Origin of the sequence: Sporolactobacillus kofuensis (assembly GCF_024125425.1) — a bacterium.
GTDB lineage: Bacteria > Bacillota > Bacilli > Bacillales > Sporolactobacillaceae > Sporolactobacillus > Sporolactobacillus kofuensis.
Map to the genome: position 1 here is coordinate 1 of NZ_JAMXWN010000020.1, position 19,025 is coordinate 19,025.

A 19,025-nucleotide genomic window follows, 5' to 3' on the forward strand; every position below is an offset into this window, starting at 1 on the left:
TGTGCCGATGGTAATTGGGGGCTGTCCCCCTGTGAGAGTAGGTCACTGCCAGGCAAATGATAAAGGCAGGAAGTCATCCGTATGTGGTGGCGACCTGTTTCTTTATATATTTTAATGTGAACACTTCCATGGTAAGGAAGAGTACACTATAATATACATAGAATTATTACTTAATTGTTCCACAGTAGCTCAGTGGTAGAGCAATCGGCTGTTAACCGATCGGTCGTAGGTTCGAATCCTACCTGTGGAGCCATGCTTCCATAGCTCAGTTCGGTAGAGCACTTCCATGGTAAGGAAGGGGTCGCTGGTTCAAGTCCAGTTGGAAGCTTAATCATTTTCATCGATAACAGCAGCGTTTTTCGGATTTTTCCGAGCGTTGCTGTTTTTGCGTGTTTAGAGTAGTGGGGGCAGATTCGAACAAATGTTCTTTTAATACTTGAAAACAAGAACCTATGTTCTGTATAATTAAGCATAAATGAGGTGAAAAGAATGCGATCTGGAGATATCGTAGTGATTATCTATCAAGCAAAAAATGGACAGTTTAGCAAACGCCGAATTCGGATTATCTGCACAGGCGATACATATATCAAAGCATATTGCTATTCTCGCCAACAAGTCAGGACTTTTGCAATAGACCGCATTTTCGCTAGCCAACGAGTACAAAGTGCATAAAAATACCCAAGTATGAGAAAACACTTGGGTCAGGGGAAGATTTTCTTATAAAATGAAACATATTATTTAATTTCCCGATTAATATAAAAGTAAACAATTATCTTCTTAATACGACAAAAATAACCATCGACCGCTCGCCTCAGACATGATATTAGCCCCAAATGCCAAGTATTCTTTATCCGTTGCTTCTAACAGCTGGTCAACTTTTCCGCACCTTGCTGTGGAAAACGCCTAAAAGGTATCACTTGAAATATTAAGATGAAGAGTGATCAATACTATTTTCTTCTCATTATGAATACCTTCTCAAGAGTTCTTTGATATACTGTTGAAACAAGGTTGCAATAATTTTATTTGAATCGATTGCAGCCCTTACTTTTGGAACACGTGCCAAAATAAGAAGATTTTATTCGGTTCATTATTGTGTTCTAGGAGTACTTAGCAATGAACGGCTCCATTAATTTGATAGGGAAATACATGAGATACTTATCAGGCAATTTCGCTTTGATAAACTCAAAATGTAACGCGCTCATTAGATGGAAACAGGTGAAAGTCCTGTACGGTCCCGCCACTGTAAGGGAGTAATCCTAAGTCAGGTCTTTCTAATGAGTGGGATACTCACGAGGTATGGGGGATAGTTACAAATGAGAGGAAAATGGGCGTGGTTAGTATGCATTGCCTTTTTGCTTTATCCTATGCAAGCCTTCGCATCAGAAGACGTAAGTAGTGATTTGGATCGTCTAGCAAATCATATCCAATCTTCCAAGCTTAATTCAGATTGGGAGGTTATTGCACGGTCAAGGGCAGGTAAACTATCGGAAAGTGAGAAAAGTGCTTATCTCACTCTGATCAAAGATCGGATCAATGCAAAGCAGTTATCGGGAACAGAGCTTGATAAAACTGCAATGGTGGTGAAAGCATTAGGACAAGATCCGGTAAACGACCAAAATGAAAATCTTATAAAAGCGATTTATTCAGATGCTTCAATTAAAACTTTGATGGATAAAACGTACGCACTTACTGCACTCAGTACGGATGATTATGTGCTACCGAATGATGCATTGTGGACTCCGGACAGACTCATTGATGCGCTTGTTCCGTTGCAAACAAGCTCAGGCGGATGGGGATGGGCAGGGGATCCCAATGGTGCTCCTGATGTTGATACAACAGGCATGGTCTTAACGGCTTTGTCCCATTACCAAGATAAAGCAAAGGATGCGATTGAGAAAGGCATTGGTTATTTAGAGAGATCCGAACAGGATGATGGGGGCTTCGTAAACTTTGTGCCCAATTCCAACTCTACGGCACAAGTCATTATTGCACTCTCATCATTGGGCATTGATCCCACTGAAGGAGCATTTGATAAAAACGGTCATAATCCCGTTAATAGCCTGGATCAATATAAATCAAATGGTGGTTATAGATGGGCCTTATCAAGTGAAAGTGATGATTCTTTTTCTAATGAACAAGTGATTCAAGCTTTGGTCGCATATTCTTTATTTAAGGAAGGCGACCAGTTATTTAATTTTCGAGTGAATGATTCTGTCGGTGATTCGAGCACTTCTGAAAAAGAATCGAGTACCACAACGCCATCAGTAACGGGTGATGACACGAGTAGTCCTTCAACAAGTGATACAGACACGACGAGTTCGGATATAAAAAGTATGAGCACAACCGGGAAAGTTGCACGTGTGACCGACAACGGAGATGAGTCTAAGACATATGGCGCAAGTACCGAGCCGAGTAATCATTCTCTATCTTCAATTAAAGGAAAATCCAAAGAAGCACTTTTAGCCGCAAGACACCCTAAAACTTCCCAACATCAGGTAAAGGCAAAGGAAAAGCAGACGACAGAACGCGTGACAACCATAACGAAAACGACTCGGATAAATCCCGTGCACGTGTATCTTGGAGCCGCATTTATTCTATTCGGTGCAATCGGTCTTGTTGTTCGGAACCGGTTAGGTGGTGTACACGATGAAACACGTTAAAACCTTAATGCTGATCGTTTCGATTGGCTTGATCGTCTTGGGCCTTGCAGTCATTGTTAATGGGATTCAAGAAAAGCAAGTGACATCGATCCAAATTAAACCGATAGAGCATGTTGCGCAAGCAGATAAAAAATCTTCTGAATCTCCTAAAATTAAATTGGAAAAGAGTAAGCCTTTAGAAAATAAAATTCAGAAGGATCGTGATTCCCGTTCAGCTTCTATGTCGGATGTGCGTTCGAGTAAACGATCAAATTCCGAGGCCAGTTCTCATTCAAATGCAAAAAAAGAAGAAGCCTCGGCAGAGTCAACGTCTGAGGAGCAATCGAGCAAGAATCCTTCGAAGAAAAGTTCGGCTCCAGTGGGTGCGTCAAACACATCTGGAAGTAGTCATCAAGAGAGGATCCATGTAGAAATAAAGGGGTATGACAACAAAAATTTCTCGGGAAATATGTCGTATAAAGACGGAATGACAGCGTTCAGTGCATTAAAAGCGGTAGCAGATCGCAAAAATATAGAGCTTGATTACTCTGGTTCCGGGTCAACTTCCTATGTAAAGAGTATAAACGGACAAAGAGCCGGAGATAAATCTGCTCAAAGTGGATGGACCTATTCAGTAAATGGGAAAACACCCAATGTATCTTCGGGCATCTATAAACTACATAGTGGTGATACATTGGTTTGGAACTATCAGGAATAAGGTGAGCATCTTGTTAACAAGAAAAATAACGCTTATTGCATTGTTAGCTGCTTTAAGTATAGTTGGAAGAATTTATATGGCGCCAATACCCAACGTTCAACCGTCTACAGTAATCATTATAATAACGGGTTTGGTATTCGGTGCCAGATTCGGATTAACCTTGGCACTGCTTACTTCAATTGGCTCTGATTTTATTCTCGGGTTTGGCTTTTTTACCCTGATGCAAGTGATTGCTTGGGGTGCGATTGGTCTTATATCCGGTTTTTTAGCCCGTTTTAGAACGAGAATACCCATAGTCGTCATGGCTTGTTATGCCGGGTTGTGCGGGTACTTATTCGGATTTCTTGTGTCCTTGAATATGTTGATCGGCGGTGTGCCGAGTTTTATTGCATATTGGATTATGGGTTTGCCTTTTGACTCGTATCATGCAATCGGAAATTTCATCTTTTATATAATTTTGTCCCCTATTTTAATTAAGCTGTTAGAAAATGAGAGAAAAAAATTGGCTGTTAAAAGGAGTGAATGATAAAGAGGTAGGACAGACAGAGCTGCTCAAAAAAGCTGCTTATAGCCGTGCGCCAATTCACACCACAACGTTCAAAAGCGATACACTGTACCATACGTTAACTACTGTGCTGGACCAGCCATTACATAGGCCGCTGTCACGAGACTGTGTACGCCCTCATATCTTAAAGAAGATGGAAATTACTAATGGGGAGGTCGGGCTGTATGCAAGAAAACCAGTACATGAGTACAGCTGCTGGTAACACCGGTTACCGTCAGCGAATCACTGCCCAGCAAGCTGCGGAAATTGCTGTTGCCAGAGTTCCAGGACAGATTATTCATGTGGATATGGAATTAGAACAACATCAGTTAAAATACGAAGTCTATGTGCTCACAGATCATGGTGTTGTCTATGAAGTGGACATTGGCTCTAGAGATGGAAGGATCATGAGTATCGAGAAGGAAGATTGAGTTGTCGTTAACTTGCCTATAGGACTGCAAAAAAGGATGCCAACCCATACCGGGTCAACATCCTTTTTTTTATAAGATTTCGGATCATATCTCAAGAATGGGCTTTGGCAAGTCGTTCAAGCTTCATTTGATGATGATCAGATAAGAGCTGAATACATGATCCACCGAGAATCAGAATAATGCCTGTGATCACGTTCATGGTTATGGATTCGCCGAGAATGAACAAAGCAAGAATCGGTGCCAGTGCCGGTTTGATAAAGAAGACCAGTGACGCGGTTGATGCCGATGTTGCTTCCATGGCTAAGAAATAGAAGCTGAAGCCAAGACCGGTGACGAAAACACCGAGGTAAATTAACGTAGGAACCGTGCTCCATGAAATGCCCTGAAGAACCGGGATGTGACTAAATTCGCCGAGCCCAATAGTTTGGAGCCAATTGGCGACAGGTCCAATTTTTGTGATCAGGATAAGTATTAGTAATTCGATACTTCCTGCAAGAAAGCTGAAACTGCTCTGAACCACACCGTCAAAACCGTATTTTAGGCTGCCCTTGCGACCAACAATGCCATAAAGTGCGAAGGTCACTGCAGCAACGAGAGATAAGGTAATACCGAGCGGATTCGTCAGATTTTCCGGATTGACAATGCAGATCATGCCGACGAGACTGATGATCAGCGAAAGTATGGACAGCTTTGTCAATTTTTCCTTAAGGAAGAAGTGTGCAAACGGGATAACGAATACAGCGTTGCAGCTAAATAAAATGGCAACAGTGGCTGCCTGAGAATAGACAATTGCCATTTGGAAGAACGTCATGCTGACAACGACACACATAAATCCTGAGAAGAGGAAGTAGAGCACCTTGCTTCTATCGAGTGAAAACCCGCTTCCTTTCAAATGACAGATCGCAAGCGGTGAAAGAACAATAGATCCAATCAGAAACCGCAAGAAATTCAGTTGCATCGGATTAAACTCAGTAGCCACCAATTTAATGGCTATCTCCATGGTACTGAAGAACAATGTTGAAAAAGCAATGAAAATTAACCCTTTTTTCATGTTAAAACCTCGATTTCTCACCATATTTTTTAGGTGATCTGATCGCTTTACAGAGAGCCGCGAAAGACCGGCAATTTCAAAGACAATAAAAAACACCAAGAACAGGTGTTCAGTCTCTTTTACTACTTATTAATATAACGCAGATTTTAACAAATAGTAAGGCATAATTGAGAAACTGAATCGTGGTGAAATGTGGAAGGTAAGCATTAGTTTATCCGAATGAGGAGAGCACGACTGAATATGGATTGGAAATGCCCCAATCAGATGGCATTTTGTCCCGTTCCAGCATCTTTATTCCATTTGACCAAGATTTGCCCGAATGGAACAAAGAATTGTCCGGTTCAAACTTGAATTTAATTGTCCATTTCAATAGACCATTTGCATGTGGTAAAATAGAGGTGCAGAGGATGTTCAAGAATCTGGGCAACTGACATTGTCCGTGCATGAAAATCCTTGCAGCTCGGTGGGTTTATCTGGCCGATACTCATGGTGATCCCTTTTTGAACACGCTCTGTGTCAAAATGTGAAAGGGACGGTGATCAGTATGTTATTCTCTAAGATTCTGGTTTCCTATGATGATTCCGAACTGTCGAAGAAGGCGCTTGAAAAAGCAGTCGATTTGGCAAGACTTGATGAAAGTACGGATCTTGACGTGCTTCATGTAGTGACCATTCCAACGAATCAATTTATCGTTGGTGATGTGTATCGTGAAGTACGTAATTCAACCCTTAAGTATGGACATGAAGTGGTTGGCAGAGCAGAGAAGTTGCTTAATGAACTTCCAAATGCGACACATACCTTTGTTAAGGAAGGGCAGCCGGTGCGTACGATTCTGGATTTCGCCAGCGATCATGGCTATGATCTGATTGTCATTGGCAGCCGCGGACTAAGTGGTGTAAAGGAATTTTTAGGCAGTGTTAGCCACGGTGTAGTACAGCGTTCCAAGGTTCCGGTATTGATTATTAAATAATTGGAAATAATTTTTAGCAATGACTTGCTTATTATTAAGAAAGAGGCACTCCCTAAGCAGAATCTGCGAGGGGTGCCTCTTCTGCGTCATAAAAAAAGAGAAAAAGGATACAAACAAAAGGATGGTTATTAGGCAATGTCAGAGGCAGAAGTGATTAAACGAAGTAAGGTTGCGGTCACACGCGCCTCGCTTATAAAAGATCTGAATAAAATTGGTCTGGCTAAGGGGATGACGGTAATTGTTCACTCGTCTCTCAGCAAGGTGGGCTGGGTTTGCGGAGGACCTGTGGCACTTATTTCTGCGTTACAAACCGTTTTAACGCCGTCAGGCACGTTGGTTATGCCTGCACATAGTGCAGATGTGTCAGATCCTGCAGATTGGGAGAATCCGCCCGTTCCGTCCGCCTGGATGCATGATATCTATCGAGAGATGCCGGCATTTGATCCACTCCGAACGCCGACATGCGGCATGGGACGCGTCGCAGAGGCTTTTCGATCTTTTCCAGATGTACGCCGAAGTAACCATCCCATCTATTCATTTGCTGCATGGGGTGCACATCGTGATGAGCTGACTCGCCGTCACCCGCTTGATTCTGGTTTAGGTAAAGACTCTCCACTTGGGAAAATATATCAACTGGGCGGTTATGTTTTGCTTATTGGTGTTGGATACGGCAACAATACATCCATGCATCTCGGTGAATATCTGTCGGGAATGCTGGAAATGGTTGATCGTTCCAGTCCAGTACGAATAAATGGGAGAAGGCAATGGGTTACTTATCAAGATGGCGACTATCATGAGGAAATTTTTGATCAGATCGGAAAGGCATTTGAAGCGAGCAACCCTGGACGTGACGTTCTGAGGATGCGGCATGTGGGCGACGCAGATGCTCTCTTCCTCTCTCAGAAAGCGATTGTAGATTTTACAGCAAATTATATTAGAGGGACGAACCAGTAAATGACAGGAGCCGAGCGCAAAGCTTGGCTTATTTTTTGTTCAGCGCTTCATTGGTATGTCATCGCTTCTAAATTGATGCTCATAGAGCTTCTTTACATAAACTTAAAAAAAGCATCACGCCGGCTCAACATTAATGGCCTATGATAAGATTATCAAGAGGAACGAGTGAGGAGATGGAAATCATGGATTTTAATCAATCAAATGATTTTTCCCACAATGAAGTGTCTGTGAAATTAAACCGAAAACTGTTGCTAACGAATATTGCGCTTATTATATCCATTATTATCAATGTGAAGCTTTTTGTTGGCTGAATCGAACATTTTTTTGTTCTCTTAACGATCCCCTATATCATCCACACCCTTTTAAGATCCCGAAATTGAAATTTTTGGATCTCTTTTTTTGTGCAATCATAATGAAATTGCCTCATGTTTCGAATACACTATAAATGATTGGATATAACGACACCATTCGACATCCATCGACGATTCGCCGAACTGTTAATGAAAAAATGATTGGAGCTATAGATGTGAAGGCAAAAAAAGTTTATACAGCAGGAGCCATGGCGGCTTTGCTGAGCTTATCAGCATGTACTCAGCTGCCATGGCAGGACAACCATGAGCAAGTCCAGCATCAAAAATCATCCGTAGGACAAAGGAATGAAAAAGATAAGGGGAAAAGTGCGCTCCCATCATCTGAAAAAATGGTATCCGGGATGAATCAAGACCACATTTATGTTGTCGCTGATCCAGCGAGCACACAGGTACTTGTGAATAAACATTTTAAATTACCTGAAGACTATGTGCCTAAGGATCTGGTTTATCTTCACGTGCCATTTATTTTTTCCGGGAAGTCGGAGAAGAAGGAAATGCAGGCGGTAGCTGCAAAGCCTTTAAAAGAAATGTTTGCTGCGGCCAAGAAGGATGGGATCGAACTTGCCGGAGTATCCGCCTATCGCTCCCATAAAACGCAAATTGCACTCTTTAACTATTATGCCCAGAGGGACGGAGTGAAAAAGGCATTGGAATACAGCGCTCGCCCGGGTACAAGTGAACATGAGACCGGACTTGCGATTGATGTATCAGGAATTACCGGAAAGTATGCGGCCACACAAGCCTTTGGAAAAACACCAGAAGCTGCCTGGCTGGGTAAGCACGCTCAAGACTTTGGATTTATTGTGCGGTATCCAAAAGGCAAAGAATCCGTCACAGGCTATGAGTATGAAGCATGGCATTTACGTTACGTTGGCATTTCCGCTGCAAAGAAGATTACAGACAGTGGTGAAACGCTGGAAGAATACCTGCATGAGGTGCCGGTCAATAAGTGATTTGGCAATGATTCACGGTCATGAATTCATCATCAAAGGTTAAAACTATAAGTGTTCGCACAAGAAGTGAACAAAACCTCTAAGGTGGTGGACCGAAATGATGAAACAGAGAAATGGATTAATGTCTTTGATTGCGTCTATCGGCATTGGAGCGGCTTGCTATCAGGTCATGCAACCGAATAATCGAATTGGGCAAGCGATTAAAGGACGGATGGGCAAGATGATGCAACAAAAGCAATTGTTTCCAGACAGCTAATGAGTAAAAAGGGAATCCATAGTGGATTCCCTTTTTACTTAAAAGAAAGAATAAGGTTTGAATGGGCTTAGGGTTCTTTTATCAGTAGTGTAACATTGTAAAAAGTTCTGATTCAAACACGAATGTGCGAAACGAATACGGGAATTGCGAGCCAAGGGAAACGCCGTAGATAGCGGATTGATCGAGAAGGCTCCTGGATCGCCTACGGCAAGCGAGCAACTGAAGTGTCATTTATACACAAGTTTGGAGGTTTAAGCCGTATAAAGAGTGATAGCCAAGGACAGGCTTGTCCTGGTTTTTCTAACCTGCCAAGGTGAATCAAAATAGCCAATGGACTGTGGAAAAGAGAGAACAAAATGCAAACGAATTGTCAGAATAAAAAAGCTTCTTTTTTTTACTTTACAAGCCTTGTTAATCTGTATATAATAAAAAACGTCGATTACGACGGAAATGTTTTGGCCCGTTCGTCAAGTGGTTAAGACACCACCCTTTCACGGTGGGTTCATGGGTTCGAATCCCGTACGGGTCACTTTGGAGGATTAGCTCAGCTGGGAGAGCATCTGCCTTACAAGCAGAGGGTCATAGGTTCGAGCCCTATATCCTCCACTCCGCCGGTCTAGCTCAATTGGTAGAGCAACTGACTTGTAATCAGTAGGTTGGGGGTTCAAGTCCTCTGACCGGCACCATAAGATTTACGTTTTGTTTCTGGAGGGATAGCGAAGAGGCTAAACGCGACGGACTGTAAATCCGTTCCCTACGGGTTCGAAGGTTCGAATCCTTCTCCCTCCACCACTTAAATAATTTTGTTTTTGTGGGCCATTAGCTCAGTTGGTAGAGCATCTGACTCTTAATCAGAGGGTCGAAGGTTCGAGACCTTCATGGCCCATCATTTTTTTCTTTAACTATATGCGGGTGTGGCGGAATTGGCAGACGCGCTAGATTCAGGTTCTAGTGCCCTTTACCGGGCGTGGAGGTTCAAGTCCTCTCATCCGCATTATAATTATATATATTTTCTCTGCGGAAGTAGTTCAGTGATAGAACATCACCTTGCCATGGTGGGGGTCGCGGGTTTGAATCCCGTCTTCCGCTCCATATTATGGGGCCTTAGCTCAGCTGGGAGAGCGCCTGCTTTGCACGCAGGAGGTCAGCGGTTCGATCCCGCTAGGCTCCATTGTAGAATACATACGAAGAAATGGGACTTTTGCCGAAAAGGCAAAAGTCCCGTTCTTGTTCAAAGATAAAAAATATTCATGATCCGCTTAAGGGTCGAAGCACATTCTTGAATGAAAATACTGTGTGTTTATCGTATTTGCGGACAAAAGTAAGCGTGTTCCCGTCAAGAGGAACAAGCGATGAGAGTGAAAAAGAATAGCAAAGTTATGTTATAATTTGATTGCTTGAAAAGCGATGTTACTTCAGAATGTTTTTATCGAAATAAACGTTCATATTGATTCAATAAATCATCAAGATGATGGCTCATATGCTGAATCTCAGGGGAAGTTAGTGGTTCATGAGCGGCAACACTTGTCATCATGCTCCTTACAAGTTCGATTTGTCCTATGAGTTCTTTTTTGTTCATATGTCCACCTCCAAGGCTTGTTTAGTATAGAATTACCCCAATAGTCATTTTTCAAACGAATCGAATTCGGACAGGCTTATACCGTCGCATACTTGATGTGTGGGACGAATAACAGCTCATGAACAAAGCGATGAATGGAACTAGGACGGCAACGCTCCAGATTAGAAGAATACCGATCGCGCTAATGAAACTTGATATGGATGAATTGCGTAATAAATATTGTTTCAAATGAGAGGTCAAAATGGATCAAAAAGAAAAACGACTGATCAGGAAGGTCAAAAAAGGCGATCAACAGGCGTTTGCAGAGTTGGTTGACAGGTATAAGAACAGTGTGTTTGCAATCAGCTTAAGAATGGTTGGAAATACGCAAGAGGCAGAGGATCTTTCTCAGGAAACGTTTATTCGTGCTTTTAATCATATTGACCAATATGATCATGATCGTAAATTCTCGACATGGCTTTTTCGTATTGCCACGAATATATCGATTGATTTTCTACGACGAAGAAAAGCAAATGTCTCACTCGATGCTGTGGTTCCTGGGACAGAAGGACTGGCGCTCTCCACGATTATTCCTGATGGGGGAGAATTGCCGGATGAAATGATGATGCGCAAGGAAACGGAAGAAATGGTGCAGCTTGAGATCAGAAAACTGCCTGAGAAATATCGATCAGCAGTGATCCTTAAATATATTGAAGATCTAAGTCTAAAAGAAATAAGTGAAGTTATGGACATTCCGGTCGGCACGGTAAAGACACGCATCCATCGCGGCCGGGAAATGTTAAGAAAAAGTATCACGGCCGGAGGAGGCATGAGGGAATGAACTGCACAAGTAAAAAGTATCTCGCGTTGATGAATAAGGTATTGGATCATGAAGCAACCAAACAGGAAGAACAAGTGCTTGATCAGCATCTTGCTCTATGTGAGGAGTGCCGTATGCATTTTAATCAATTGAAGTATTCAACAAATTTGTTGAACCAGCTTGCGCACCCTCAACTGCCTGTTGGTTTTACGAAGAGTGTTCTTGAACAATTACCTTTGGAAAAAAGGCATGCCATTCGTGAATGGGGAAGTCGTCATCCAATGCTTACCGCAGTGGCGATTTGTGCGGTACCGACGCTCGTCATGATTGGTGCCAGACATCAAAATAGAAGCAAAAATGATTATGTATTGATTAATGCATCAAGCGACCAGTCATGATTGTCCGTACAGCCTATTCATTTTCTCGGTGGACAGACATATGATAAAGACATACATGAGCACCTAAGCTCAATTATTGTCACTAATTAGGTTTATTCAGCGGACTTACAGAAAGACTAAGTACTGTCGGTACTGTGAGCAGTACGGCTGAATTTGGAGGATGAAAGCTATGTCTTTGTGGACTCATTTTAATATATTGAACTACTTAGCGGATATCGTCGACATTTTGATTGTCACCTATGTGATCTACAAAGTGATCATGATTATCCGAGGCACAAAGGCAGTTCAGCTTGCGAAAGGTATATTAGTCATTGTCGCAGTATGGTTTCTGAGCAGCCTTTTTCAGTTGCGCACGTTGGAATGGATTCTCAACAATGCCATTACATATGGATTGTTTGCGATTATCGTCATTTTCCAACCGGAACTGCGCCGCGTACTCGAACAGCTTGGGAGAGGTCGGCTTTTCTCAAGAGGCACAGTGGTTGAAGAAGAACATAAGCAGGTCGCAGAAGCGATTGTCAAATCTTCATCCTACATGGCTAAACGACGAATTGGTGCGCTCATGTCCATTGAACGAAAGACGGGTCTTAACGAATATATTGAAACGGGCATTCAACTCAACGGGAATCTGACTTCTCAGCTCTTAATTAACATTTTCATTCCTAATACACCACTCCATGACGGTGCGGTAATTATTCGCGGAAATGAAGTGGTTGCAGCCGCATGTTATTTGCCCCTTTCGGAAAGTCCGTTTATTTCAAAAGAACTGGGGACAAGACATCGTGCAGCGATGGGGGTCAGCGAAGTCACCGATGCGTTGACAGTTGTCGTGTCTGAGGAAACCGGCGGTATCACAGTGACGAAGAATGGGGAAATGTTTCGGGATATTACCGAGGATCGATTGAAGGAAATGCTTCAGCGTGAACTGGATGAATCGGATAATCAATCGACGATTCGCTGGAATTGGAGAGGTAAGCACAATGGATAAACTTTTTAATAACAATTGGGTTGTCAAAATTGTATCCTTTGTCTTGGCGCTGATGCTGTATGCAATTGTTTCTGCGGGAGACAATCCATCCCCGAGCAGTCCTTCAAGCGTTGCGGTAAATCCCACACAGCAAACGTCGATTGTTACGGAAACACTGGCTTTAAAATATAATGATAATCGCTATGTGGTAAGCGGAGCACCACAAACGGTCAATGTCCGTTTAATTGGGTCAAATGAGTCGATTTTAAAGGCTAAACTGCTGAATTCGAAGAGTGCTTATCTGGATCTGACCAATATGAAACCAGGCACGTATGATGTGCGCGTGCAGACGCACGGCTTCCCTTCAGGTCTTACTGTTAGACCGTCTCCAAAGACGGTACGGGTGACCATCCAGAAAAAGACAAGTAAAGAGCTGCCGGTCGCAATCGATATTTTGAATAAGAATGCTCTAGCAGACGGTTATTCGCTTAAAGACCCTGTGATTGATACACAATCCGTTACGGTAACCGGTGGAGAGGATACGGTTGATTCAATTGCTTTTGTCAAAGGGGTCATTAATGTTAAAGGTGCAGATGCCACGGTTGATAAAATGATTAGCCTCCACGCATACAATAATAACGGGGATCAGGTCGATGTTGCGATTGATCCATCTGCAATCCAGGTCCGTGTTCCCGTTGACAAGGTGTCCAAGCAATTAGGTGTGAATGCAGAAACGACAGGGAGTCCGGCAAAAGGGTACAGTGTGGGTTCTGTTGATCTATCAGCGAGCCAAGTGACGGTAACTGCAGCGGACAGCGATACACTCAGAAAGATTACAACCATCGATCCATTATCCGTATCCGTTGATGGATTGAAGAAAGATAAAACTTTTTCCGTGACTGTTCCGGTACCGACAGGCGCAACCAAAGTCTCACCGAAAAAAATTGATGTGACTGTTCATATTGTTAAAGAAACAGCAGCTGAAAATGCCGGCAGCAGTGCGAGCTCTAGCTCCGGATCAAGCGACACAGGCCAACAAACGAAAAGGTTAAGTAATATACCTATTCATGTCATTGGACTAAAAGATGGATTAAATGCGACGTTCAATGATGAAGATCACGTCACTGTTTCCGTAACCGGATCCGCACAGGCATTAGCTCGATTATCGAGCAGCGACATTAATGCTCAAGTTGATTTGAGCAATCTTGATACTGGAAAACATCAAGTAGCTGTCGCAGTAAACGTTCCAGATGGACTGCAAACTGAAGTAAATCCAGGAATGGTGAACGTCAGCATCAGTTAACAAGGCTTATTTACTTGTGATTAACGTGGTATGGATCCTAAAGATTTCTTTGACAGAATGCGATGACGAGTTTACAATAGAGCGGCAGAATTTGGATGAGTGAAAGATAGGAGCGATTGAAGTTATGGCAAAGTACTTTGGAACGGATGGAGTCAGAGGTATTGCGAATCTCGGCTTAACACCTGAATTGGCGTTTAAGTTGGGACGAGCTGGCGGATACGCATTAACAAAGACAACTGAACATCCGAAGGTTCTGGTTGGCCGGGACACACGGATTTCCGGATATATGCTGGAAAGTGCATTGATTTCCGGACTGCTGTCTATCGGCGTTGAAGTCATGCGTCTCGGAATTATTTCGACACCAGGCGTTGCCTACTTAACGAAGGCTATGGATGCGAGCGCTGGCATCATGATTTCAGCATCTCATAATCCTGTTGCCGACAACGGCATCAAATTCTTTGGCAGTGACGGGTTTAAGCTGAGTGATGAGGTTGAGGAAACTATCGAAGCATTGCTGGCAAAGGAGAAAGATGAACTGCCAAGGCCAATTGGTGGGGATTTGGGTACCTCCAGTGATTACTTTGAAGGCGGTCAAAAGTATCTTCAATTTCTCAAGCAGACTATTCAAGAAGACGATTTTTCGTCAATGAACATTGCTCTTGACTGTGCAAATGGTTCGACTAGCGCACTTGCTCCGCATCTTTTTGCTGATCTTGAGGCAGATATTGTCACGATTGGCACCTCTCCAAATGGGAAGAATATCAACGAAGGTGTCGGTTCAACGCACCCAGAGGCACTCGCTGCACTCGTTGTTGAGAAAAGCGCGGATTGTGGACTTGCCTTTGACGGTGATGGTGACCGATTAATCGCAGTGGACGAGCTCGGAAACATTATCGATGGCGATAAAATTATGTTTATCTGTGCAAAGTACTTGAAATCTAAAGGTATGTTAAATAAAGACACCTTAGTGACAACCGTGATGAGTAACCTCGGGTTGTATAAGGCTTTGCAAGAAGAACACATTGAAACGAAACAAACCAAAGTCGGCGACCGCTACGTAATGGAAGAAATGCGTGCCGGAGATTATGCTCTTGGCGGTGAACAATCCGGACACATCATTTTCCTGGCACATTCAACGACCGGTGATGGTATGCTAACGGCTTTACAGCTCGTGGGCATCATGAAAACAACCGGGAAGAAATTGTCTGTACTTGCAGCAGAAGTGAAGACGTACCCGCAGAAATTAGTAAATATTCGTGTTGCAGATAAATTCCATATCACCGATAATCCGGCAGTTGCTCAATCCATTAAAGAGGTTGAGGATGATATGGCGGGTGATGGTCGCGTACTTGTTCGTCCTTCAGGTACGGAATCACTGATTCGTGTCATGGCCGAAGCACCAACTGAAGAAGCATGCGCTGCGTTTGTTGATCGGATTGCGCAAACAGTAGTTAAGGAAATCGGTGGCGAAATTCTGTGATTGGTTTGCCCGAATAAAGCAGACGACGGTTACGGGACATGGACTTAATGAATAGATATATTGAGAAAGATAACTAAAAAGCAGTTCAAAGAATATTGACGCACACTACAGATTAAAGTAGTATGTGGGTAACTCGAGAAGGAAAGAGAGGATTGGCCAACTAAATACAAAGCGCCTGGACTATTCCAACGGACGGAGAAAATCGGGATAGTTGACGAGGAAGAGGCTTATCGAAGGATTCGGCGGATACCTCTCGGGTATGCTTGCACCCGTTAGTACGTGCACAAAACAGGAAGGCAACTTTCTGTACAGAAGCCCGACGGCAGGCACATAGGCATTACAAATAAAAAACAAGTGGGGCAAGACTGCCCTATTCGAAACGTGTACCACGAACGAAATGCTTTCTTGCCTCACAAGGAGGACTCATTCCTATGTGTGGTATTGTTGGTTATATTGGCAACGAAGATGCACGTGACATTTTACTTAAAGGGCTCAGCAATCTGGAATACCGAGGGTATGATTCGGCAGGAATTGCTCTGCTTAATGCAGACGGTGTCCACATTTTTAAGGAAAAAGGACGGATCGCCGTTCTTGAGAAATCTGTGGATCCTGCAGTTCATGCGACACTTGGTATCGGACATACACGCTGGGCAACACACGGTGAACCAAATAAGCGCAACGCACACCCTCATCAGAGTGCTTCAGGCCGCTTCACGCTCGTTCATAATGGTGTGATTGAAAATTACAGTCAGCTTAAAGCAAGCTATCTCGCTGGTGTCACGATGAAAAGTGAAACCGATACGGAAGTTGTTGTTCAGCTGATTGAACACTTTGCCAATGATGGACTAAGCACAGAAGCTGCTATGCGGAAGACACTGAAATTACTCGATGGTTCCTATGCACTTGCCTTGCTTGATGCAGAAGACAGTGACATTCTCTATGTGGCAAAGAATAAGAGCCCGCTTCTGATTGGTCTTGGCGACGGCTTCAATGTTGTTGCCAGTGACGCTACGGCGATGATTCAGCAGACTAAACAGTATGTCGAGCTGATGGATGAAGAAGTTGTTGAGCTCAAGCGTGACAGCTATACGATCATGGACCTTGACGGCAACGTAAAGACGCGTGCACCCTATACGGTTTCCTTTGATGCGCATGACACGGAAAAGGGTGCTTATCCGCATTACATGCTGAAGGAAATTGACGAACAGCCGGCTGTTATGCGTCGTCTGCTCCAAGAATACAGTGGCAAAGATGGTGCAGTCACGATCGATCCCTCAATTGCAGATGCAATAAGCGAAGCAGATCGCATCTACATCATTGCATGCGGCACAAGCTACCATGCTGGGCTCGTCGGCAAGCACTTGCTTGAGACCATTGCTGGTATTCCGACGGAAGTGCATATTTCTAGTGAATTTTCCTATAATATGCCGCTTCTGTCGAAGAAGCCACTCTTTGTATTCATTTCTCAAAGTGGTGAAACAGCCGACAGCCGTGCAGTGCTGGTTAAGGTGAAGAAGTTGGGTTATCCATCGCTGACGATGACGAATGTCGAAGGCTCAACACTGTATCGCGAAGCGGACTACAAGATGTTGCTGTTCGCCGGCCCGGAAATTGCGGTGGCATCAACCAAAGCTTACACAGCCATGATCGCTGTTTTCGCCTTCATCGCGGTAGCGGTTGCGCAAAAGAAAGGCACAACGCTCGATTTCGACTTGATCCACGAAATGAGCATTGCTGCTCAAGCAATGGAACAAATGATTGACGAGAAAGCGCTGCTGAAAGAAGTAGCACGCGACTATCTCTCCATCACGCGAAACGCCTTCTACATTGGACGCGGTCTGGACTATTACGTCTGCATGGAAGCATCTCTGAAGCTGAAAGAAGTCTCCTACATTCAAGCAGAAGGCTTTGCCGGCGGGGAACTTAAGCATGGAACGATCGCGTTGATCGAAAACGGTACACCGGTGTTCGCCTTTGCGACCCAAGAAAATGTCAACAATAACATTCGCAGTAATGTTCAAGAGGTTGCCGCCCGCGGCGCCCACACGTGCATCATCAGTATGGACGGAGTTACGAATCATGCGGACGACCGCATCGTACTTCCGAAAGTGCATCATGCCCTAACACCACTTGTTTGCGCAATCCCTCTGCAGCTGATAGCCTATTATGCAGCACTGCAGAACGAATGCGACGTTGATAAGCCAAGAAACCTAGCCAAATCGGTTACGGTGGAATAATTAAGGAAAAACGACACATCGTTTTGTTTGCTAAATAAAGTAACTGAAATTAAATTAGATATGTAAAACTTGAGGGTGTCTCAAAAGTCTATGACTGTGAGGTGCCCTCTTCTTATGAGTACGTTATGGATAAAGCGTGAAGGTACGAAAATACTGAGAAATTAGCACTGTTGATGCAAGTTGGGGAGACGGGAATGGGTGCGGAACTTAGGCACAATGATCTCCATATAAAAAGTCATTCATGAACTTTTGAGACGTATTGTAGAACACATACTCATTAAATAAAAAGATCCGAAATCATCACTTGTATCAACAATTCCGAGATTGTTGTTAAGAAGGAGGAGTTCTATGTATGATAGAAAAAATAGTATGGTGGATCCAATACATTATTAACTTTCTTTTTATGCTATATATAGCCAGGTATATTTCAAACGCATTTTATTCAACTCCAGGCGACTTCTTAATTAGCATTGTCCTAATAGTAGTTTCTATTGTTTTGGCATATCTCTTAACTATAAGGTTTAAAAACAAAAGTTGAAGAGGCACTAATGAAAAACGAATGATCATCCTACTAACAGTCTTTTCTCTCACTTTAGGCTTACTATTTCTGGATCCACCAAACAAGAAGCCTAAAAAAATCATAAATTGGATTCTTGTATTGAACCCCCCAACATAAATTATTTTCGATAATCATTGTGATTCTGCTAAATTAATACTTCATGAATTACTTAAGGACATTACAGTTATATTGCTATGTCCTATTTTTTATTTCATCAAAAAATACTGTCTAAAAGACAGCAAGATGCGATACGGCGTTAATAAATGACCGTGATCACTGGGTACATGATTGAAAAGTATGGGTGAATAAGGTGTATACTGACGAGAAGAAAAATTTTTTACAATTAATTGATGTGATGATTGTTAGTTTATATTTTTTGGTACATAAGAGTAGGTGTTGCTATAACATTTTTTTTGGAGGTTTATATATGCCAACAGGTGTCATTATTAATTCGTTATCGATCTTAATTGGAGGTATTCTTGAGGGTTTTGGGGGCAAAAAATATCAGAAGACTTCAAAATAAAAATAAACATGATTTTGAGAGCTGCTTCTATGACCATGGGCATTTATGCAATTACTCCTATGAAAAATATGCCAGCGGTTATCTTTTCTATTATTATCGGGACTGCTATCGGATTAATCATTCACTTTGGTGACATCATCAGAAAAGGTTCAATCTGGATGCAGCAATCCATGAACAAAGTGATGCCTAGCAGTCAAAGTAAGGTTGGAGAGGAGGAGTTCACCTCAAAATTTGTGACAATTTTAGTATTGTTTTGTGCCAGTGGTACGGGCATTTATGGATAATGGTGGACC

General features: G+C 42.9%; 19 protein-coding genes, 10 tRNA genes and 1 riboswitch. Of the genes, 27 read left to right on the forward strand and 2 right to left on the reverse strand.

Annotated elements, in window-relative coordinates:
• Window positions 1–178 precede the first annotated feature (178 nt).
• From NIE32_RS13140 to NIE32_RS13165, 7 genes are all read left to right on the forward strand, one after another.
• A tRNA-Asn gene (locus NIE32_RS13140) sits at window positions 179–253 on the forward strand.
• 1 nt (window position 254) lies between these two features.
• Window positions 255–328 (forward strand) — tRNA-Thr (locus NIE32_RS13145).
• Between the two features lie 161 nt (window positions 329–489).
• Window positions 490–672 carry a WYL domain-containing protein gene (locus tag NIE32_RS14450; RefSeq protein WP_449325420.1) on the forward strand — a complete coding sequence of 61 codons (183 nt, stop codon included), beginning with the start codon at window positions 490–492 and terminating at the stop codon, window positions 670–672.
• A gap of 508 nt (window positions 673–1,180) precedes the next feature.
• Window positions 1,181–1,306: riboswitch (adenosylcobalamin (AdoCbl) riboswitch) on the forward strand.
• Window positions 1,307–1,313: 7 nt separating this feature from the next.
• Window positions 1,314–2,660, forward strand: a complete 1,347-nt coding sequence (locus NIE32_RS13150) for a prenyltransferase/squalene oxidase repeat-containing protein (RefSeq protein ID WP_253077356.1) — start codon at window positions 1,314–1,316, stop codon at window positions 2,658–2,660.
• Window positions 2,647–3,357, forward strand: a complete 711-nt coding sequence (locus tag NIE32_RS13155; protein WP_253077357.1) for a DUF4430 domain-containing protein — start codon at window positions 2,647–2,649, stop codon at window positions 3,355–3,357. Before NIE32_RS13150 ends, NIE32_RS13155 begins: the two co-directional genes overlap by 14 nt.
• A 1-nt stretch (window position 3,358) precedes the next feature.
• The gene (locus NIE32_RS13160; protein WP_253077358.1) at window positions 3,359–3,883 is read left to right on the forward strand and encodes an ECF transporter S component; all 525 of its coding nucleotides are present in this window, start codon (window positions 3,359–3,361) and stop codon (window positions 3,881–3,883) included.
• 203 nt (window positions 3,884–4,086) lie between these two features.
• Window positions 4,087–4,332: a PepSY domain-containing protein gene (locus tag NIE32_RS13165; RefSeq protein WP_253077359.1), complete on the forward strand. Its 246-nt coding sequence runs from the start codon at window positions 4,087–4,089 to the stop codon at window positions 4,330–4,332.
• Between the two features lie 91 nt (window positions 4,333–4,423).
• Here the strand turns inward: NIE32_RS13165 and NIE32_RS13170 are convergent, their stop codons facing one another.
• A complete protein-coding gene (locus NIE32_RS13170) occupies window positions 4,424–5,383 on the reverse strand; it encodes a DMT family transporter (protein ID WP_253077360.1) in 960 nt (319 codons plus the stop codon).
• A gap of 544 nt (window positions 5,384–5,927) precedes the next feature.
• Between NIE32_RS13170 and NIE32_RS13175 the strand changes: the two genes are divergently transcribed.
• From NIE32_RS13175 to NIE32_RS13230, 13 genes are all read left to right on the forward strand, one after another.
• Complete coding sequence (locus tag NIE32_RS13175) at window positions 5,928–6,353, forward strand: universal stress protein (protein ID WP_253077361.1); 426 nt, start codon at window positions 5,928–5,930, stop codon at window positions 6,351–6,353.
• 135 nt (window positions 6,354–6,488) lie between these two features.
• Window positions 6,489–7,307, forward strand: coding sequence for an AAC(3) family N-acetyltransferase (locus tag NIE32_RS13180; RefSeq protein WP_253077362.1), 819 nt, complete (start codon window positions 6,489–6,491; stop codon window positions 7,305–7,307).
• A gap of 182 nt (window positions 7,308–7,489) precedes the next feature.
• A complete protein-coding gene (locus NIE32_RS14290) occupies window positions 7,490–7,618 on the forward strand; it encodes a hypothetical protein (RefSeq protein ID WP_290443624.1) in 129 nt (42 codons plus the stop codon).
• A 134-nt stretch (window positions 7,619–7,752) separates the two neighbouring features.
• Window positions 7,753–8,631 (forward strand): M15 family metallopeptidase, encoded by an 879-nt coding sequence (locus NIE32_RS13185; protein WP_253077363.1) that lies wholly within the window; start codon window positions 7,753–7,755, stop codon window positions 8,629–8,631.
• 97 nt (window positions 8,632–8,728) lie between these two features.
• A complete protein-coding gene (locus NIE32_RS13190) occupies window positions 8,729–8,887 on the forward strand; it encodes a hypothetical protein (protein ID WP_253077364.1) in 159 nt (52 codons plus the stop codon).
• Between the two features lie 457 nt (window positions 8,888–9,344).
• A tRNA-Glu gene (locus NIE32_RS13195) sits at window positions 9,345–9,416 on the forward strand.
• 4 nt (window positions 9,417–9,420) lie between these two features.
• Window positions 9,421–9,493, forward strand: a tRNA-Val gene (locus tag NIE32_RS13200).
• A gap of 4 nt (window positions 9,494–9,497) precedes the next feature.
• Window positions 9,498–9,573 (forward strand) — tRNA-Thr (locus NIE32_RS13205).
• A gap of 21 nt (window positions 9,574–9,594) precedes the next feature.
• Window positions 9,595–9,679, forward strand: a tRNA-Tyr gene (locus NIE32_RS13210).
• A 21-nt stretch (window positions 9,680–9,700) separates the two neighbouring features.
• A tRNA-Lys gene (locus NIE32_RS13215) sits at window positions 9,701–9,773 on the forward strand.
• 22 nt (window positions 9,774–9,795) lie between these two features.
• Window positions 9,796–9,881 (forward strand) — tRNA-Leu (locus NIE32_RS13220).
• A 23-nt stretch (window positions 9,882–9,904) separates the two neighbouring features.
• Window positions 9,905–9,979, forward strand: a tRNA-Gly gene (locus NIE32_RS13225).
• Window positions 9,980–9,985: 6 nt separating this feature from the next.
• A tRNA-Ala gene (locus tag NIE32_RS13230) sits at window positions 9,986–10,058 on the forward strand.
• 255 nt (window positions 10,059–10,313) lie between these two features.
• Here the strand turns inward: NIE32_RS13230 and NIE32_RS13235 are convergent.
• Window positions 10,314–10,466, reverse strand: a complete 153-nt coding sequence (locus NIE32_RS13235) for an aspartyl-phosphate phosphatase Spo0E family protein (protein WP_253077365.1) — start codon at window positions 10,464–10,466, stop codon at window positions 10,314–10,316.
• A 241-nt stretch (window positions 10,467–10,707) separates the two neighbouring features.
• On the opposite strand from NIE32_RS13235, the gene sigW reads away from it, so the two are divergent.
• The 7 genes from sigW (at window position 10,708) to NIE32_RS13270 (ending at window position 19,016) form a co-directional block, all read left to right on the forward strand.
• A complete protein-coding gene (gene sigW / locus NIE32_RS13240; protein WP_253077366.1) occupies window positions 10,708–11,286 on the forward strand; it encodes an RNA polymerase sigma factor SigW in 579 nt (192 codons plus the stop codon).
• Window positions 11,283–11,663: an anti-sigma factor family protein gene (locus NIE32_RS13245; RefSeq protein ID WP_253077367.1), complete on the forward strand. Its 381-nt coding sequence runs from the start codon at window positions 11,283–11,285 to the stop codon at window positions 11,661–11,663. The genes sigW and NIE32_RS13245 overlap by 4 nt, the downstream gene beginning before the upstream one ends.
• A 169-nt stretch (window positions 11,664–11,832) precedes the next feature.
• The gene (cdaA, locus tag NIE32_RS13250; protein ID WP_253077368.1) at window positions 11,833–12,651 is read left to right on the forward strand and encodes a diadenylate cyclase CdaA; all 819 of its coding nucleotides are present in this window, start codon (window positions 11,833–11,835) and stop codon (window positions 12,649–12,651) included.
• Window positions 12,644–13,933, forward strand: a complete 1,290-nt coding sequence (locus NIE32_RS13255; RefSeq protein ID WP_253077369.1) for a CdaR family protein — start codon at window positions 12,644–12,646, stop codon at window positions 13,931–13,933. The genes cdaA and NIE32_RS13255 overlap by 8 nt, the downstream gene beginning before the upstream one ends.
• A gap of 124 nt (window positions 13,934–14,057) precedes the next feature.
• A complete protein-coding gene (glmM, locus tag NIE32_RS13260; RefSeq protein ID WP_253077370.1) occupies window positions 14,058–15,413 on the forward strand; it encodes a phosphoglucosamine mutase in 1,356 nt (451 codons plus the stop codon).
• Window positions 15,414–15,844: 431 nt separating this feature from the next.
• Window positions 15,845–17,650, forward strand: coding sequence for a glutamine--fructose-6-phosphate transaminase (isomerizing) (gene glmS, locus NIE32_RS13265; RefSeq protein ID WP_253077371.1), 1,806 nt, complete (start codon window positions 15,845–15,847; stop codon window positions 17,648–17,650).
• A 1,090-nt stretch (window positions 17,651–18,740) separates the two neighbouring features.
• Window positions 18,741–19,016, forward strand: coding sequence for a DUF554 family protein (locus tag NIE32_RS13270; RefSeq protein ID WP_253077372.1), 276 nt, complete (start codon window positions 18,741–18,743; stop codon window positions 19,014–19,016).
• The last annotated feature ends 9 nt before the right edge of the window (window positions 19,017–19,025 follow it).

Excerpts from the sequence above, each read along its gene's own strand:
- NIE32_RS14450 (WP_449325420.1), top strand. The coding sequence starts at position 490 with ATGCGATCTGGAGATATCGTAGTGATTATCTATCAAGCAAAAAATGGA.
- NIE32_RS13150 (WP_253077356.1), top strand. The coding sequence starts at position 1,314 with ATGAGAGGAAAATGGGCGTGGTTAGTATGCATTGCCTTTTTGCTTTAT.
- NIE32_RS13155 (WP_253077357.1), top strand. The coding sequence starts at position 2,647 with ATGAAACACGTTAAAACCTTAATGCTGATCGTTTCGATTGGCTTGATC.
- NIE32_RS13165 (WP_253077359.1), top strand. The coding sequence starts at position 4,087 with ATGCAAGAAAACCAGTACATGAGTACAGCTGCTGGTAACACCGGTTAC.
- NIE32_RS13170 (WP_253077360.1), bottom strand. The coding sequence starts at position 5,383 with ATGAAAAAAGGGTTAATTTTCATTGCTTTTTCAACATTGTTCTTCAGT.
- NIE32_RS13175 (WP_253077361.1), top strand. The coding sequence starts at position 5,928 with ATGTTATTCTCTAAGATTCTGGTTTCCTATGATGATTCCGAACTGTCG.
- NIE32_RS13180 (WP_253077362.1), top strand. The coding sequence starts at position 6,489 with ATGTCAGAGGCAGAAGTGATTAAACGAAGTAAGGTTGCGGTCACACGC.
- NIE32_RS14290 (WP_290443624.1), top strand. The coding sequence starts at position 7,490 with ATGGATTTTAATCAATCAAATGATTTTTCCCACAATGAAGTGTCTGTG.
- NIE32_RS13185 (WP_253077363.1), top strand. The coding sequence starts at position 7,753 with ATGATTGGATATAACGACACCATTCGACATCCATCGACGATTCGCCGA.
- NIE32_RS13190 (WP_253077364.1), top strand. The coding sequence starts at position 8,729 with ATGATGAAACAGAGAAATGGATTAATGTCTTTGATTGCGTCTATCGGC.
- NIE32_RS13235 (WP_253077365.1), bottom strand. The coding sequence starts at position 10,466 with ATGAACAAAAAAGAACTCATAGGACAAATCGAACTTGTAAGGAGCATG.
- sigW (WP_253077366.1), top strand. The coding sequence starts at position 10,708 with ATGGATCAAAAAGAAAAACGACTGATCAGGAAGGTCAAAAAAGGCGAT.
- NIE32_RS13245 (WP_253077367.1), top strand. The coding sequence starts at position 11,283 with ATGAACTGCACAAGTAAAAAGTATCTCGCGTTGATGAATAAGGTATTG.
- cdaA (WP_253077368.1), top strand. The coding sequence starts at position 11,833 with ATGTCTTTGTGGACTCATTTTAATATATTGAACTACTTAGCGGATATC.
- NIE32_RS13255 (WP_253077369.1), top strand. The coding sequence starts at position 12,644 with ATGGATAAACTTTTTAATAACAATTGGGTTGTCAAAATTGTATCCTTT.
- glmM (WP_253077370.1), top strand. The coding sequence starts at position 14,058 with ATGGCAAAGTACTTTGGAACGGATGGAGTCAGAGGTATTGCGAATCTC.
- glmS (WP_253077371.1), top strand. The coding sequence starts at position 15,845 with ATGTGTGGTATTGTTGGTTATATTGGCAACGAAGATGCACGTGACATT.
- NIE32_RS13270 (WP_253077372.1), top strand. The coding sequence starts at position 18,741 with ATGATTTTGAGAGCTGCTTCTATGACCATGGGCATTTATGCAATTACT.